Here is a 14,727-nt window from a genome sequence, read left to right as displayed (position 1 = left end):
GGTGCGCTTGGCGCGCAGCTCAAAGCCCGTATACATCGGCGCCTCCAGACTCATCTGCTTCATGTCGCTATTGTCCCATCCCGGCAGTCTGGCAGGAAGGTTTTGCAGACCTTCCCTAAGGTTCAGGGAGAATTGGCGACAAGCCCCTGGATTATCAGAGAGGAAGGCACCGATGACGCAGCCGCGCCTTGATTTCGTGCAATGCCTGGATCCCCACGGGCTGCACCGCATGGCCTATTGGGAATGGGGCGACCCGTCCAACGGCCGGGTGCTCGTGTGCGTGCATGGGCTGTCGCGCCAGGGTCGCGACTTCGACGTGCTGGCCCAGGCGATGTGCGACCACTACCGTGTGGTCTGCCCCGATGTCGTGGGTCGGGGCCGCTCGGACTGGCTCGACGACCCGATGGGCTACCAGATTCCCACCTACGTGGCCGACATGGTCACCCTGCTAGCCCGTGTGCGGGCGCAGACGGTGGACTGGGTAGGCACCTCGATGGGCGGCCTCATCGGCCTGGGCCTGGCCTCGTTGAAGGGGTCGCCAGTGCGTTCCCTGGTGCTCAACGACGTCGGGCCCACGATCGAGCCAGCGGCCCTGGCCCGCATCGGCACCTACCTGGGGCAGCTCCCGAGGTTCGAGACCGTCGAGGCCGCGGCCGATTACTTCCTCTCCATTTCGGAAGGCTTCGGCACGCACACGCGCGAGCAGTGGCTCGCCCTGACGCGGCCGATGCTGCGCCGAATCGAGGATGAACGCGGCGTGGCCTACATCCCTCACTACGATCCGAAGATCGCCGTGCCGTTCCACGCGGCCACGCCCGAGATGGCGGCGGCCGCACAGGCTCTGCTCTGGCAGCGCTATGACAGCCTGCGCACCCGCACCCTGGTGATCCGGGGAGCGCAGTCCGACCTGCTCACGGCCCAGACGGCTCGGGCCATGGCCGAGCGCGGGCCTCGGGCGAAGGTGGTGGAGTTCGAAGGCGTGGGCCATGCACCCACGCTGGTGGATCCGGCCCAGGTGGCCGTGGTCCGGGAGTTTCTGACGACAGCATGAAGACGATGTCCCAGGACGCGGCCGAGGTGGCCGCGCCCATCGTTCAACTGGCCGGCGAGATGGACTCACCCGCCGCGGCGGGATCGCAGCGCGGGCCCGGCATGGCCGAGGCCATGGCCCAGGAAATCGCACGCCTGGAGCGCGCACGCGCCTTTGCCGAACCCCTGTTGGCCGGCCAGCGGCTCGACACCGGGGAGGATGCGCTGGACCACGCCGCCGGCGTGGCCTCGATCTTGCGGGCCATCGGGGCCTCGCCCTCGTTGCTTGCAGCGGTTTACCTCGTCTACGTGGGCGAGTACCTGAACAAGCCCGAGGAGGTGATCGGCAAGGCCTTCGGTGCTTCGTATGCCAACCTGGTGGCGGCCACGCGCAAGCTGGTGCAGATCCAGCGCAACGCCCGCGACGCCCTGGTCGACGAGGAGATGCGTGCCGAGCAGACGGAGCGTGTGCGCAAGATGCTGCTGGCGTTCTCGCGCGACCTGCGCGTGGTGCTGGTGCGGCTGGCCTCGCGCCTGCAGACGCTGCGCTACTACGCCCAATCCAAGCGCGAATGCCCGCTGGTGCTGGCGCGCGAATCGCTGCACGTGTTCGCGCCGCTGGCCAACCGCCTGGGCATCTGGCAGATCAAGTGGGAGCTCGAGGATCTGTCCTTCCGCTTCCTCGAGCCCGAGCAGTACAAGGCCATTGCCCGCCAGCTCGACGAACGGCGCATCGAGCGCGAGCAGGTCGTGGAGCAGGCCCGCCAGCGCCTGAGCGCCCAGTTGCGTGAACACGGCATCGCCGCGCAGGTCCAGGGGCGGCCCAAGCACATCTATAGCATCTGGAAGAAGATGCGCGGCAAACAGCTCGACTTCGACCACGTCTACGACCTGCGAGCTTTGCGCGTCATCGTGTCTGACGTGCCGGACTGCTACGCAGCGCTCAGCCTCGTCCATGAGCTCTATCGGCCGCTGCCGGAAGAGTTCGACGACTACATTGCCAAGCCCAAGCCCAACGGCTACCAGTCACTGCACACCGTGGTCTATGACGAACAGGGACGCAGCCTGGAAATCCAGATCCGCACGCAGGCGATGCACGAGCACGCCGAGCACGGGGTGGCGGCCCACTGGGCCTACAAGGAGGCGGGCACCCGGGGCTACGCAGGCGTGAGTGCGGCAGGCGACTTCGAAGCCCAGGTGGCCGAAGCCCGCAAGGCCGTGCTGCGCCAGTTGCTGGCCTGGGAACGCGATTTCGTGGGTCAGGCGACGCAAACCTCCGGCGCGGTCTTCGACGACCGCATCTATGTCTTCACGCCGCAAGCAGCCGTGGTGGAGCTGCCTGCCGGCGCCACGCCGGTGGACTTCGCCTACACCGTGCACACCGACTTGGGCCACCGCTGCCGCGGGGCCCGGGTCGATGGCGTGATGGTGCCGCTGAACACGCCGTTGCACAGCGGCCAGACCGTCGAGGTGGTCGCCGCCAAGGAGGGCGGCCCCTCGATGGACTGGCTCAATCCTGAACTCGGCTACCTGCGCAGCGCGAGAGCCAAGGCCAAGGTTCGTGCCTGGTTCAACGCCCTGGCCCAGCAGCAGACCATCGCTCGCGGGCGCGAACTCGTGGAAAAGCTTCTGCAGCGGGAGGGGCGCACCGCGATCAAGCTCGAAGACCTGGCCACGCAACTGGGTTTTCGCAATGCTGATGCCTTGTTCGACGTGGTCGGCAAGGACGAATATTCGCTGCGCCACATCGAGAACCTGCTACGTCCGTCCGAGCCTACTGCGCCGGCCGACGACCAGATCGCCTTGCGCAAGCCGCGCAGCGAGGCCTCCGGCGGCAAAGGGGGAGTGCTCGTCGTGGGCGTGGAGTCTTTGCTGACCACGCTGGCGCGCTGCTGCAAGCCCGCACCGCCCGATGCCATCGGCGGCTACGTCACCAAAGGCAAGGGTGTGGCGGTGCACCGGGCCGACTGCTCGACCTTCCGGCAAATCGCTGGCCGCCATCCCGAACGGGTGATCGCGGTGGCCTGGGGCCAACCCACGGGCGACCGGATCGCCGTGTACCCGGTGGACGTGATGGTCGAAGCCATCGACCGCCAGGGGCTGTTGCGCGACATCTCCGAAGTGTTTGCCAAAGAGAAGATGAACGTCATTGGCGTGAACACCCAGACCGTGCGGGGCACGGCGTGGATGACCTTCACCGTGGAGGTGGCTGATGCCGCGCGCCTGTCGCAGGTGCTGGGGGTGGTGGCCCAGGTCCAGGGAGTGCGGCAGGCCAGGCGTCGCTGACGCGGCCGAAAAACATGTTATAGTCACGAGCTTCTTAGGCGCGTAGCTCAGCTGGTTAGAGCACCACCTTGACATGGTGGGGGTCGTTGGTTCGAGTCCAATCGCGCCTACCAGACACGAGGCCCTGCAGGCTGGTCCTGCGGGGCCTTTTCACTGGTGCGCGTGTGTTGGTGCACGTGGTCACGACGGCGGGTTTGCGGGGCGTGGCGCGTTGCGCACACACGATGGCATACCGTGGGGAAACCCCCTTGCGGGCCGCGCCGACCAGCCCCCTAGAATGAATTTGGCAATGCACCGTCGTGCATTCGTCCGGTTGTTGGAGAACTCCATGGCACAGGCCAAACGTGGCGCCGCGCCCGCAGCGGGCAGTGGCGCCGCCGCACAGTTGCGCACCCTCAAAAAGTACCCGAACCGCCGCCTGTACGACACGGCCACGAGCAGCTACATCACCTTGGCCGACGTGAAAAAGATGGTGTTGGCCGGCGAGGATTTCGTCGTGCGCGACGCCAAGACCAACGAGGATCTCACCCGCAGCATCCTGTTGCAGATCATCCTCGAGGAGGAAACCGGCGGCGTGCCCATGTTTTCGACCCACATGCTGGCCGACATCATCCGCTTCTACGGCAACGCGATGCAGGGACTGATGGGGGCCTACCTCGAAAAGAACATCCAGGCCTTCATCGAGATGCAGAACCGCTTTGCCGAGCAGTCTCGCGGCATGGTCGAGGGCAAGGGCTTCTCGCCGGAGATGTGGACGCAATTCATGAGCGTGCAGGCGCCCATGATGCAAGGGCTGATGAGCAACTACCTCGAGCAGTCGAAGAACCTCTTCGTACAGATGCAAGAGCAGATGCAGAAGCAGGCTGAGACGCTGATGCCGCCGGGCTTTCCCGGCTTTACGCCGCCCAAGCGTTGAGGCCCGGCGCCCGGCCGCCCGAAGCCCGGTCGCGGCCGATCGGCGAAAATCCGCCCATGATGCAAGACCCCCCCGCGACCGCCGCCCCCAAGATCGGCTTCGTCAGTCTGGGCTGCCCGAAGGCGCTGACGGACTCCGAGCTCATCCTCACCCAACTGCGCGCCGAAGGCTACGAGACCTCCAAGACCTTCCAAGGTGCCGATCTGGTGATCGTCAACACCTGCGGCTTCATCGACGATGCCGTCAAGGAAAGCCTGGACACCATCGGTGAGGCCCTGGCCGAAAACGGTAAGGTCATCGTCACTGGCTGCCTGGGGGCCCGCGCGGGGGAGGGTGGTGGCAACCTGGTGAAGCAGGTGCATCCGAAGGTGCTGGCCGTCACTGGTCCGCATGCCACCCAGGAGGTGATGGATGCCGTGCACCAGCATGTGCCCAAGCCCCATGATCCCTTCGTCGATTTGGTGCCGCCCACCGGCGTCAAGCTCACACCCAGGCACTACGCCTACCTGAAGATCAGTGAGGGCTGCAACCACCGTTGCACCTTCTGCATCATCCCCAGCATGCGCGGTGATCTGGTCTCGCGGCCCATCGGCGACGTGCTGGGTGAGGCTCGTCGGCTCTTCGAAGCAGGCGTGAAGGAACTGCTGGTGATCAGCCAAGACACCAGCGCCTACGGTGTGGACGTGAAGTACCGCACTGGCTTCTGGGACGGCAAACCCGTGCGCACACGCATGCTCGAACTCGTGCAGGCCCTGGGCGACCTGGCGGCCGAGCACGGCGCCTGGGTGCGGCTGCACTACGTCTATCCCTATCCGCACGTCGACGAGATCGTGCCCCTGATGGCCGAGGGCCGCATCTTGCCGTACCTGGACGTTCCGTTCCAGCATGCGCACCCCGAGGTGCTCAAGCGCATGAAGCGGCCGGCCAGCGGCGAGAAGAACCTCGAGCGCATCCGGCGCTGGCGCGAGATTTGCCCAGAGATCGTGATCCGTTCGACCTTCATCGCCGGCTTTCCTGGCGAGACTGAGGCCGAGTTCGAGACCCTGCTCGATTTCATGCGCGAGGCCCAGATCGACCGCGCCGGCTGCTTCGCCTATTCCCCGGTGGCAGGTGCCGCAGCCAACGAGCTGCCTGGAGCCCTGCCCGACGCCGTGCGCGAGGAACGGCGCGCCCGCTTCATGGCGGTGGCCGAGGCTGTGTCCACCGCCAAGCTCCAGCAGCGCGTGGGGGCCATGATGCAGGTGCTGATCGACGCCGCGCCGGCCATGGGTCGCAAAGGCGGTATCGGCCGTAGCTATGCCGATGCACCCGAGATCGACGGCACCGTGCGGCTGTTGCCGCCCGAGAAAGCCTCGCGCACACTGAAGGTGGGCGAGTTCATCCGGGCCCGCATCGTCGGCACCCAAGGCCACGACCTGATCGGCCTGCCCGTCTGACCCGCGGCTTGGGGTATGGTCGCGGGCATGAAGATCCTGCTGCTGACCCACCCCCTGCCTGCTGAGCCCTATCTTGACGCCTTGCGCCGCGCGCGTCCGGCCGACGAGATCGTGATCTGGTCGCGTGACCTGCCCGCGGCCCGCTGGGCCGATGCCGAGGTGGTGCTGGGTTGGCGCTTCCCGGCTGGCGTGGCCTGCGCAATGCCGCGCCTGCGCTGGGTCTGTTCGGTGGCCGCCGGCGTGGACAAACTGCTGGTGCCCGAGCTGCCGGCGGCCGTGCCGGTGTCGCGCATCGTCGATCCCGATCAGGCGCTGGGCATTGCCCAATACGTCACGGCCATGGCCCTGCGCTTCGCGCGCGAGTTGCCGCGCTACGACGGGCAGCAACGCGAGCGCGTCTGGACGCGCCACCCGATGGCTGCGGCCAGACACCGCGTGTGCGTGCTGGGGCAGGGCGCCACGGGACAGGAAATCGCACGCATGCTGGCGGCCTGCGGCTTTGCGGTGCAGGGCTGGCGGCGCAGCCAGGGCCGCCCTCTGCACGAGGCCCTGAGCGAGGCACAGATCGTCGTCTGTGCCTTGCCGCTCACGCCGCAGACGACGGGCCTGATCGACCGCGAGGCGCTGGCGGCGATGCCGCGCGGCGGAGCCTTCATCAACATCGCCCGCGGCGCCCATGTGGTCGAGGACGACCTCCTCGCTGCGCTTCGCAGCGGGCATCTAGCCTTTGCCGCGCTGGACGTGCAGGTGAACGAACCGCTGCCACCCGAATCGCCTCTGTGGGACGCGCCTAACCTCGTGATCACGCCGCACATCGCGGCGCAGTCCTCGGTGGAAACCATCGTCGCCCAGTTCGTCGAAGGCCTGGAGGCGCTGCGAGCCGGCCGCCCCTTGCCCCGTCTCGTGGATCGCCAGCTCGGTTACTGACACGCCCGCCCATGACCTCCCGCCCGTCTCGCCACCCGCCTCGCATCAGTACGCAGCTCATCCATCACCCCTACCAGCCGCCATCGGAATTCGATGCGACGCTGCCCGGTGTGTTCAAGGCCTCGTCGGTGTTCTTCCCCAACGTGGCGGCCTTGCGCCAGCGGCGCTGGGACGACAAGAGCGCTTACACCTACGGCCTGCACGGCACACCCACCACTTTCTTGCTGGAAGAGCGCCTGGCCACACTGGAAGGCGCCCGCCATGTGCTGCTGGCCCCCAGCGGCCTGTCGGCAATCACCACGGTGGACATCGCGCTGCTGCGCCAGGGCGACGTGGTGGCGCTGCCCGACAACGTCTACGGGCCCAGCCTGAACTTCGTCGAGCACGAGCTCGCCCAGTGGGGCATCGCGCACCGGGTCTACGATCCGATGGACGCCGCCTCGCTGGCGGCCGTGCTGTCTCCCGAGGTGAAGCTGGTGTGGCTGGAGGCGCCGGGCTCGGTGTCGCTGGAGTTCCCCGACCTGCGCGCGCTGGTGCGCACGGTGCGCGAACGTGCCCCACAGGCCGTGGTGGCGCTGGACAACACCTGGGGCGCGGGCTTGGCCTTTGCACCTTTCGACCTGGGGCAAGGCCTGGGTGTGGACCTGACCGTGCACGCCCTGACCAAATACCCCTCAGGCGGCGGCGACGTGCTGATGGGCTCGATCGCCTGCCGCGATCCTGGCCTGTACCAGACCTTGGCTTGGGCCCACAGCCGCCTGGGCTTGGGCGTGGGCCTGAACGACGTGGAAGCCGTGCTGCGCTCGCTGCCTTCGCTGGAACTGCGCTACCACGCCCAGGACCGCGCGGCTCGGCGCATTGCGCAGTGGTGCTGCGCCCAACCCGAGTTCGTGCGCGTGCTGCACCCGGCCACACCGGGCTCGCCAGGCCATGAGCATTGGCAGTCGTTGTGTTCGGCTGCGGCCGGGCTGCTGACGGTGGAGCTGGACCCCCGCTTCACCCCGGCGCAGGGCGATGCCTTCGTGGATGCCCTGAAGGTGTTTCGCATCGCCTGGTCGTGGGGCGGGCCAGTGAGTCTGGCCGTGCCGTACCACGCCTCACGCATGCGTCGCCTGCCCACTCCCTATCGAGGCACACTGGTGCGCCTGTGCATCGGCCTGGAAGCGGTGGACGACCTGATCGCCGACCTGGCCCAGGCCGTGGACTCAGTCCTTCGGACCTGACGAGACTTTATGTCTCATCAGGCGGCCCTTTTGGCGAAAGGTCCGTTTCGCGCTACGCGCTCAGTCCTTCGGACCTGATGAGACTTTATGTCTCATCAGGCGGCCCTTTTGGCGAAAGGTCCGTTTCGCGCTACGCGCTCAGTCCTTCGGACCTGATGAGACTTTATGTCTCATCAGGCGGCCCTTTTCCCTTTCCCAGTCGCGCTTCTTTTCGGTCTCGCGCTTGTCGTGCAACTGCTTGCCCTTGGCCAGCGCAATCTCGACCTTGACCAGGCCGCCCTTGTAATGCAGGTTGAGCGGCACGAGGGTGTAGCCTTTCTGCTCGACCTTGCCGATCAGCCGGCGGATCTGGTCTTTGTGCATCAGCAACTTCTTGGTGCGGTCAGCCTCAGGGCGCACGTGGGTCGAGGCGGTGCGCAGGGCATTGATGCGGCAGCCGATCAGGTAGAGCTCACCGTCCTTGATGACGACGTAGCCGTCGGTGAGCTGCACCTGGCCCGCACGGATGGCCTTGACCTCCCAGCCGGACAGCACAATGCCCGCCTCGAATCGTTCCTCGATGAGGTAGTTGAAGTGGGCCTTGCGGTTTTCTGCGATGGTCATGGCTGGCAAAGTGGGGGCGCGGGGTCTCACTACAATCCCGGCATTGTATGAAGCACGTCAAGAAGTCCGTCCTGCTGTGGTACTCGCCGCGTGAGATGTACGACCTCGTCACCGGCGTGGCGCAGTATCCCGACTTCCTGCCCTGGTGCGAGAAGGCGGAGATCCTGTCCGAGACCGAGCACGAGATGACGGCGCGCCTGACGCTGCGCTACGCCGGTTTGCATCACGCCTTCACCACGCGCAACACCCACCGGGTGCCCGAACTGGTGGTGGTCGAACTGGTGGACGGACCCTTTTCGGAACTGGCCGGCGAGTGGCGCTTCCTGCCCCTGGGCAGCGGCCCGTCCGGGCCTGCGGCCTGCAAGGTCGAGCTCGACCTGCGCTATGCCTTTGCCAGCACGGCGCTGCAGGCCCTGGTGAGTCCGGTGTTCGACCGCATCGCCAATACCCTCGTCGACTCCTTCGTGCGGCGGGCCGAGCAGGTCTACGGAGCGCGCTGACGTGAGGGTCGAGGTGGTCTATGCCCGCGCTCCCCATGCCGTGGAACGGGTGATGCTGGACCTGCCCGAAGGCGCCACCGTGCACCAGGCCTTGCAGGCCAGCGGCCTGCTGGAGCGTCACGACGGACTGCTCGATCCCGCCCGGCACCGTGTCGGGGTGTGGGGTCGCCTGGTCGGACTGGACGATGCGTTGCGCGAGCGTGACCGGGTCGAGGTCTACCGCCCGCTCACGGTCGATCCGAAGGAAGCCCGGCGGCTGCGCTATCGCAAGCAGGCCCGCAAGGGACACCGCGCAGGGCCGGCCTGATCATCAATCGCAGTTGGCGGCGATGATCTCGCGGGTGCGGGCCGCCTCGGCGGCTCGGGCCTCATCCCCGAGGAATTCGCGCTCACCCTTGGCGTTGGTGCGTGCGATGCGCACCCCGCTGTCCAGCGTTTGCATGTAGCTGCGGGCTCGCGCGCAGTTGTCGGCGCGCACCTGGGCAATGCGCTCTTTCTCGGTCCGGGCCTTGGCCTCGCGGTCCTGCTCCTCCTGCCGGCGACGGGCTTCGAGATCCTTGTCCACGCCAGCTGGGGGGGCGGCCGGCGCCGCCGCAGGCGCGGTGTCTACCGGCGGTGGCGCGATGCTGCGGGCATTCGAGGGACGCTGCAGGATGTCGCGCTCCGGCACCGAGGCGGGCGGAGGACGGTCGCTGTACTGCACCTTGCCTGCACTGTCCTTCCACTTCCACTGCGCCGTCGCCGGCAAGGCCGACGCCAGCCCCAGAGCCAGCGCCAAACCGGCCCACCGCATGAAAGACGTGGAATTTTTCATGCGATCAAGTGTAGCCCTGCGCCGCGCCGCCGCCGCATGCGGACGATGCGTGCCGACCGCGGTTCGTGACGGATCGCACACCCTGCAGCCGGTGCGGTGTGGCCCGACCGCACGGCGGGGGGCAGGGGGGTTCCGTATAATCTCATTTTGCGTCTGGAGTTTTCCTCATGCGCCTCCTCGGTAAAGCGCTCACCTTCGACGATGTGTTGCTGGTGCCGGCGTTCTCCCAAGTCCTCCCGCGCGACACCTCGCTCGCGACCCGTCTGACCCGCAACATTACCCTGAACCTGCCGCTGGTGTCCGCCGCCATGGACACCGTCACCGAGTCGCGGCTGGCGATCGCCATCGCCCAGGAAGGCGGCTGCGGCATCATCCACAAAAACCTCCCGCCGCGCGAGCAGGCCGCCGAGGTGGCCAAAGTCAAACGCTACGAATCGGGCGTGCTGCGCGATCCGATCACCATCTCCCCCGAGACCACCGTGCGCCAGGTCAAGGCCCTGTCCGACCAGCATGGCATCTCGGGCTTCCCGGTGCTGGAAGGCAAGACCGTGGTGGGCATCGTCACCGGGCGCGATCTGCGCTTCGAGACCCGCATGGACGCGCCGGTGCGCGAGATCATGACACCGCGTGAACGGCTCATCACGGTGAAGGAGGGCGCCTCGCTCGAGGAGGGCAAGGCTTTGATGCACAAGCACAAGCTTGAGCGCGTGCTGGTGGTGAACGATGCCTTCGAGCTGCGCGGCCTGATGACGGTGAAGGACATCACCAAGCAAACCAACTTCCCCAATGCTGCGCGCGATTCCCAAGGCAAGCTGCGTGTGGGCGCGGCCGTGGGCGTGGGCGAAGGCACGGAAGAGCGCGTGGAACTGCTGGTCAAGGCCGGCGTGGACGCCATCGTGGTGGACACGGCCCACGGCCACAGCGCCGGCGTGATCGAGCGCGTGCGCTGGGTCAAGAAGAACTTCCCGGGCGTGGACGTGATCGGCGGCAACATCGCCACCGGCGCGGCTGCATTGGCTCTGGTGGAAGCCGGGGCGGATGCGGTGAAGGTGGGCATCGGCCCGGGCTCGATCTGCACCACCCGCATCGTGGCCGGCGTGGGCGTGCCCCAGATCACCGCGATAGACAACGTGGCCAGCGCTCTGCACGGCTCGGGCGTGCCACTCATCGCCGACGGAGGCATCCGCTATTCGGGCGACATCGCCAAGGCCATCGCCGCAGGTGCCAGCTCGGTGATGATGGGTGGCATGTTTGCCGGCACGGAAGAGGCGCCCGGCGAGGTCATCCTCTACCAGGGCCGCAGCTACAAGAGCTACCGTGGCATGGGATCGATCGGCGCGATGAAGGCCGGCTCGGCCGACCGCTACTTCCAGGAAAACGACGAAACCACCAACCCCAACGCCGACAAGCTCGTGCCCGAGGGCATCGAGGGGCGCGTGCCCTACAAGGGCTCGGTGGTGGCCATCCTCTACCAGATGGCCGGCGGCCTGCGCGCGGCGATGGGTTACTGCGGCTGCGCCACCATCGAGGAGATGCGCAGCAAGGCTGAGTTCGTCGAGATCACCGCAGCCGGCATCCGCGAAAGCCACGTCCACGACGTGCAGATCACCAAAGAAGCCCCCAACTACCGGGTCGAGTGATCGGCGCTACAGGCTCACACAGGCAGCACCGGGTGCTGCCTTTTCCGTTTCAATACAGGCCCGAACCGTGCAGCACGACAAGATCCTCATCCTCGATTTCGGCTCCCAGGTCACCCAGCTGATCGCACGGCGCGTGCGCGAAGCCCACGTCTACTGCGAAATCCATCCCAACGACGTGTCGGATGACTTCATCCGCAGCTTCGCCCCCAAAGGCATCATCCTGTCGGGCAGCCACGCCAGCACCTACGAAGACCACGAGCTGCGTGCCCCGCAGGCGGTGTGGGACCTGGGCGTGCCGGTGCTCGGCATCTGCTACGGCATGCAGACCATGGCGGTGCAACTGGGCGGCAAGGTCGAGTGGAGCGACCACCGCGAGTTCGGCTATGCCGAAGTGCGTGCGCGGGGTCACACCCGTCTGCTCAACGGCATCGAAGACTTCCGCACCGCTGACGGCTACGGCATGTTGCAAGTGTGGATGAGCCATGGTGACAAAGTCACCGAGCTGCCGCCGGGCTTCAAGCTGATGGCCTCTACGCCCAGTTGCCCGATCGCGGCGATGGCCGACGAGACGCGGGGCTACTACGGGGTGCAGTTCCACCCCGAGGTCACGCACACCGTGCAGGGCAAGGCGATCCTGACCCGCTTCGTGCGCGAGATCTGCGGCGCCCGGGCCGACTGGATCATGGGCGACTACATCGAGGAGGCCGTGGCCCGCATCCGCGAGCAGGTGGGCGACGAGGAGGTCATCCTCGGCCTGTCGGGCGGGGTCGATTCCAGCGTGGCCGCCGCGCTCATCCACCGCGCCATCGGTGACCAGCTCACCTGCGTCTTCGTCGACCATGGCCTGCTGCGCCTGAACGAAGGCGACATGGTGATGGACATGTTCGCGAGCAAGCTCCACGCGCGCGTGGTGCGTGTCGATGCGAGCGAACTCTTCCTCGGCAAGCTGGCGGGCGTGAGCGACCCCGAGGCCAAGCGCAAGATCATCGGCGGTCTGTTCGTCGATGTGTTCAAGGCCGAGGCCGCGAAGATCAAGGCAACGCATGCCCGCCACGTGGCTTGGCTGGCGCAGGGCACCATCTACCCCGACGTGATCGAGTCGGGTGGAGCCAAGACCAAGAAGGCCGTCACCATCAAGAGCCACCACAACGTGGGCGGCCTGCCCGAGCAACTGGGCCTGAAGCTGCTGGAGCCGCTGCGTGAACTCTTCAAGGACGAGGTGCGCGAACTGGGCGTGGCCCTGGGCCTGCCGCCCGAGATGGTGTACCGCCACCCCTTCCCGGGCCCCGGGTTGGGCGTGCGCATCCTGGGCGAGGTGAAGAAGGACTACGCCGACCTGCTGCGCCGGGCCGACGCCATCTTCATCGAGGAACTGCGCAACACCCGCGACGACGCCACCGGCAAGAGCTGGTACGACCTCACCAGCCAGGCCTTTGCCGTCTTCCTGCCGGTCCGAAGCGTGGGCGTGATGGGCGACGGCCGCACCTACGACTACGTGGTGGCGCTGCGCGCCGTGCAGACCAGCGACTTCATGACGGCCGACTGGGCCGAACTGCCCTACAGCCTGCTCAAGCGCGTGTCGGGCCGCATCATCAACGAGGTGCGCGGCATCAACCGCGTGACCTACGACGTGTCGTCCAAGCCGCCCGCGACGATCGAGTGGGAGTGATCCCAGTCGGGTGGCCAGCGAGTATCGATGACTTCAGCTTGGTACGGCTGATGGAGGGCAAGTCAGGGCATCACCGCTTCGCCCGTGCTCTTGCTGGCCACACGCGAAGCGCGCAATGCTTGGCCGCATGCGTGAAGTCTTTGTCTGTGGTGAGAAGCGTCAGATCGTGCCGAATCGCGAGCTGTGCCAACAATGCATCAATGGTGCCGAGCTGAACTCCCGCCTTGCGACAGGCGTTTCGGAGAGTCGCAGCACCAATGTGATCTTCCCGATCGGGTTGAAGCAAGGGCAACGCGGCAAAGCGCTCAATGATCTGAGTTCGAGCCTTGGCGCCAGAGAACCCTTGAAGTAGCTCCTGAAGGACCAAGCCGGTCGTGACTACAACATCTGAGCCAAACAAGGCTTCCTTGAGTTCTTGCACTTCAGGTTCTGTCGCTTCGACATCTCGCCTGAGGGCCAGAGACCAAACGCTTGTATCAACGAGCAGCGTCATTTGCTGCGAGACCGTTCAGCCTTGTAGTCGAACGACTGATCCCACTCAAGCTTGCCGAGTAGATCGGCGACGCGCCGCTGCTCACGGCGGGCGATGAACTCTTGCAGGGCTTTGGTTACGACGGCCTTCTTCGTGCGTTCTCCGCTGACTTGGACGGCACGATCGAGCAGAGACGGGTCGATTGCGAGGTTGGTGGCCATGTGTGACTCCTTGTGCGGGAGTCTACACAATACCTCGATTGGAGTCGATTCCTACCAGTGATGCCCAACGTCGGAGTTGACCGGCACGCACCGGCAAGGCGCCGTGACGCGGGCGATCGAGCGGGAGTTGGGAAGGCTTTGAGGGTCAGCGCAGACCACGCACCGTCGCCAGTGGGAGGAACAAGGTCAGCGGCGTCTCTGGCAAGGCGATGAACCCGTGGTGCCGGTAGAAGGCCGCAGCCGTCTCGTCCTTGGCATCGACCGCGAGCGCATAGGCGGCGATCTCGGCACGAACGGCGCGTGCCAGCGCATCGGCCAGCAGCGCGCCGCCCAGCCCCTGCCCCTGAAAGCCGCGATCGACCGCCAGACGGCCCATGCGCACGGCGGGTACGGTGGGATAGCGCGGCAGCTTCTTGGCGGTGCCAGGCGGCAAGTCGGCCAGCCACAGGCTGGCCGAGGCCAAGGTGTAGTAGCCCGCGATGCGGCCCTCGGCGGTGACGGCCACGAAGCAGGCCGCGACGCGGCGGCGCACGTCCTGCGAGACCTGCTCGCGCAGGTAGCGATTCAGCGCCGGGCTGTCGCAATCGAAGGCCGAGCGGTCGTGCGTGGCGTCCAGCGGCACCACGCGAAACGGCGCCCGGCTCATTCAGCGCGCAGCAGTTTGCGGCGACGCGTGAAGGCGCGCTTGAGCGCTGGGGCCGGGGTGGGCGGCGACAGCAAGGCCTGGGCGAAGCACTCCTGGTCGGCCACCGACAGCCGGATGGCGGCCGCCTGCTCGATGGCGCGCTGGGCGGCCTCCTGCACGGCCGAGACCACGAAATCGGTCATCGTGCGCCCCTGCAACTCGGCGGCGCGCTTGAGCTGCGCGTGCAGATCGGCGCTGATGCGCGCTTCGAGCCGGGCGGTGGTGGAGTGGGCAGCCATGGGATGGTCCTCCTGACGCCAATCATACGGCAAATTGCCGTACATTGCCAGCCGGCATGTGGGGCCG

General features: G+C 66.7%; 16 protein-coding genes and 1 tRNA gene. 11 read left to right on the top strand and 6 right to left on the bottom strand.

Annotated elements, in window-relative coordinates; genetic code table 11:
- Positions 1-172 precede the first annotated feature (172 nt).
- From ACK4ZD_RS14295 to ACK4ZD_RS14265, 7 genes are all read left to right on the top strand, one after another.
- Entirely contained in the window at positions 173-1,051 is an 879-nt protein-coding gene (locus ACK4ZD_RS14295) for an alpha/beta fold hydrolase (protein WP_409663479.1), read from the top strand.
- Entirely contained in the window at positions 1,048-3,315 is a 2,268-nt protein-coding gene (locus tag ACK4ZD_RS14290; protein WP_409663476.1) for a RelA/SpoT family protein, read from the top strand. The genes ACK4ZD_RS14295 and ACK4ZD_RS14290 overlap by 4 nt, the downstream gene beginning before the upstream one ends.
- Positions 3,316-3,351: 36 nt before the next feature.
- Positions 3,352-3,428 (top strand) — tRNA-Val (locus ACK4ZD_RS14285).
- 215 nt (positions 3,429-3,643) lie between these two features.
- Positions 3,644-4,231 carry a polyhydroxyalkanoate synthesis repressor PhaR gene (phaR, locus tag ACK4ZD_RS14280; protein WP_409663473.1) on the top strand — a complete coding sequence of 196 codons (588 nt, stop codon included), beginning with the start codon at positions 3,644-3,646 and terminating at the stop codon, positions 4,229-4,231.
- Positions 4,232-4,287: 56 nt separating this feature from the next.
- Positions 4,288-5,667, top strand: coding sequence for a 30S ribosomal protein S12 methylthiotransferase RimO (gene rimO, locus ACK4ZD_RS14275; RefSeq protein ID WP_409663471.1), 1,380 nt, complete (start codon positions 4,288-4,290; stop codon positions 5,665-5,667).
- Between the two features lie 27 nt (positions 5,668-5,694).
- Positions 5,695-6,594 (top strand): 2-hydroxyacid dehydrogenase, encoded by a 900-nt coding sequence (locus ACK4ZD_RS14270; protein WP_409663469.1) that lies wholly within the window; start codon positions 5,695-5,697, stop codon positions 6,592-6,594.
- 11 nt (positions 6,595-6,605) lie between these two features.
- Positions 6,606-7,817, top strand: a complete 1,212-nt coding sequence (locus tag ACK4ZD_RS14265) for a PLP-dependent transferase (RefSeq protein ID WP_409663466.1) — start codon at positions 6,606-6,608, stop codon at positions 7,815-7,817.
- A gap of 138 nt (positions 7,818-7,955) precedes the next feature.
- On the opposite strand, the gene smpB is transcribed toward ACK4ZD_RS14265, so the two are convergent.
- Entirely contained in the window at positions 7,956-8,420 is a 465-nt protein-coding gene (gene smpB / locus ACK4ZD_RS14260) for an SsrA-binding protein SmpB (protein WP_409663463.1), read from the bottom strand.
- A gap of 47 nt (positions 8,421-8,467) precedes the next feature.
- On the opposite strand from smpB, the gene ACK4ZD_RS14255 reads away from it, so the two are divergent.
- Positions 8,468-8,920 carry a type II toxin-antitoxin system RatA family toxin gene (locus tag ACK4ZD_RS14255; RefSeq protein WP_409663460.1) on the top strand — a complete coding sequence of 151 codons (453 nt, stop codon included), beginning with the start codon at positions 8,468-8,470 and terminating at the stop codon, positions 8,918-8,920.
- A 1-nt stretch (position 8,921) separates the two neighbouring features.
- Positions 8,922-9,227 carry an RnfH family protein gene (locus ACK4ZD_RS14250; RefSeq protein WP_409663458.1) on the top strand — a complete coding sequence of 102 codons (306 nt, stop codon included), beginning with the start codon at positions 8,922-8,924 and terminating at the stop codon, positions 9,225-9,227.
- Between the two features lie 3 nt (positions 9,228-9,230).
- Here ACK4ZD_RS14250 and ACK4ZD_RS14245 read toward each other — a convergent pair whose 3' ends face one another.
- Positions 9,231-9,734, bottom strand: a complete 504-nt coding sequence (locus ACK4ZD_RS14245; RefSeq protein ID WP_409663456.1) for a DUF4124 domain-containing protein — start codon at positions 9,732-9,734, stop codon at positions 9,231-9,233.
- 167 nt (positions 9,735-9,901) lie between these two features.
- Between ACK4ZD_RS14245 and guaB the strand changes: the two genes are divergently transcribed.
- Entirely contained in the window at positions 9,902-11,374 is a 1,473-nt protein-coding gene (gene guaB, locus ACK4ZD_RS14240) for an IMP dehydrogenase (RefSeq protein WP_409663453.1), read from the top strand.
- 67 nt (positions 11,375-11,441) lie between these two features.
- Positions 11,442-13,043: a glutamine-hydrolyzing GMP synthase gene (gene guaA / locus ACK4ZD_RS14235; protein ID WP_409663450.1), complete on the top strand. Its 1,602-nt coding sequence runs from the start codon at positions 11,442-11,444 to the stop codon at positions 13,041-13,043.
- A gap of 70 nt (positions 13,044-13,113) precedes the next feature.
- Here guaA and ACK4ZD_RS14230 read toward each other — a convergent pair whose 3' ends face one another.
- The 4 genes from ACK4ZD_RS14230 to ACK4ZD_RS14215 form a co-directional block, all read right to left on the bottom strand.
- Positions 13,114-13,536, bottom strand: coding sequence for a PIN domain-containing protein (locus tag ACK4ZD_RS14230; protein WP_409663448.1), 423 nt, complete (start codon positions 13,534-13,536; stop codon positions 13,114-13,116).
- Positions 13,533-13,736, bottom strand: a complete 204-nt coding sequence (locus ACK4ZD_RS14225) for a type II toxin-antitoxin system VapB family antitoxin (protein WP_409663445.1) — start codon at positions 13,734-13,736, stop codon at positions 13,533-13,535. Before ACK4ZD_RS14225 ends, ACK4ZD_RS14230 begins: the two co-directional genes overlap by 4 nt.
- Positions 13,737-13,881: 145 nt before the next feature.
- A complete protein-coding gene (locus ACK4ZD_RS14220) occupies positions 13,882-14,382 on the bottom strand; it encodes a GNAT family N-acetyltransferase (RefSeq protein ID WP_409663442.1) in 501 nt (166 codons plus the stop codon).
- Positions 14,379-14,705, bottom strand: coding sequence for a DUF1778 domain-containing protein (locus ACK4ZD_RS14215; RefSeq protein WP_409663482.1), 327 nt, complete (start codon positions 14,703-14,705; stop codon positions 14,379-14,381). Before ACK4ZD_RS14215 ends, ACK4ZD_RS14220 begins: the two co-directional genes overlap by 4 nt.
- Positions 14,706-14,727: the final 22 nt, after the last annotated feature.

Origin of the sequence: Caldimonas sp. (genome assembly GCF_046291045.1) — a bacterium.
Lineage (GTDB): Bacteria > Pseudomonadota > Gammaproteobacteria > Burkholderiales > Burkholderiaceae_C > Caldimonas.
The sequence above is the reverse complement of the archived record's forward strand: the minus strand, read 5'-3'. Positions and strand labels throughout refer to the sequence as shown.

Excerpts from the sequence above, each read along its gene's own strand:
- ACK4ZD_RS14265 (WP_409663466.1), top strand. The coding sequence starts at position 6,606 with ATGACCTCCCGCCCGTCTCGCCACCCGCCTCGCATCAGTACGCAGCTC.
- ACK4ZD_RS14230 (WP_409663448.1), bottom strand. The coding sequence starts at position 13,536 with ATGACGCTGCTCGTTGATACAAGCGTTTGGTCTCTGGCCCTCAGGCGA.
- smpB (WP_409663463.1), bottom strand. The coding sequence starts at position 8,420 with ATGACCATCGCAGAAAACCGCAAGGCCCACTTCAACTACCTCATCGAG.
- ACK4ZD_RS14215 (WP_409663482.1), bottom strand. The coding sequence starts at position 14,705 with ATGTACGGCAATTTGCCGTATGATTGGCGTCAGGAGGACCATCCCATG.
- phaR (WP_409663473.1), top strand. The coding sequence starts at position 3,644 with ATGGCACAGGCCAAACGTGGCGCCGCGCCCGCAGCGGGCAGTGGCGCC.
- ACK4ZD_RS14225 (WP_409663445.1), bottom strand. The coding sequence starts at position 13,736 with ATGGCCACCAACCTCGCAATCGACCCGTCTCTGCTCGATCGTGCCGTC.
- ACK4ZD_RS14270 (WP_409663469.1), top strand. The coding sequence starts at position 5,695 with ATGAAGATCCTGCTGCTGACCCACCCCCTGCCTGCTGAGCCCTATCTT.
- ACK4ZD_RS14220 (WP_409663442.1), bottom strand. The coding sequence starts at position 14,382 with ATGAGCCGGGCGCCGTTTCGCGTGGTGCCGCTGGACGCCACGCACGAC.
- rimO (WP_409663471.1), top strand. The coding sequence starts at position 4,288 with ATGATGCAAGACCCCCCCGCGACCGCCGCCCCCAAGATCGGCTTCGTC.
- ACK4ZD_RS14245 (WP_409663456.1), bottom strand. The coding sequence starts at position 9,734 with ATGAAAAATTCCACGTCTTTCATGCGGTGGGCCGGTTTGGCGCTGGCT.
- ACK4ZD_RS14290 (WP_409663476.1), top strand. The coding sequence starts at position 1,048 with ATGAAGACGATGTCCCAGGACGCGGCCGAGGTGGCCGCGCCCATCGTT.
- ACK4ZD_RS14255 (WP_409663460.1), top strand. The coding sequence starts at position 8,468 with ATGAAGCACGTCAAGAAGTCCGTCCTGCTGTGGTACTCGCCGCGTGAG.
- ACK4ZD_RS14295 (WP_409663479.1), top strand. The coding sequence starts at position 173 with ATGACGCAGCCGCGCCTTGATTTCGTGCAATGCCTGGATCCCCACGGG.
- guaB (WP_409663453.1), top strand. The coding sequence starts at position 9,902 with ATGCGCCTCCTCGGTAAAGCGCTCACCTTCGACGATGTGTTGCTGGTG.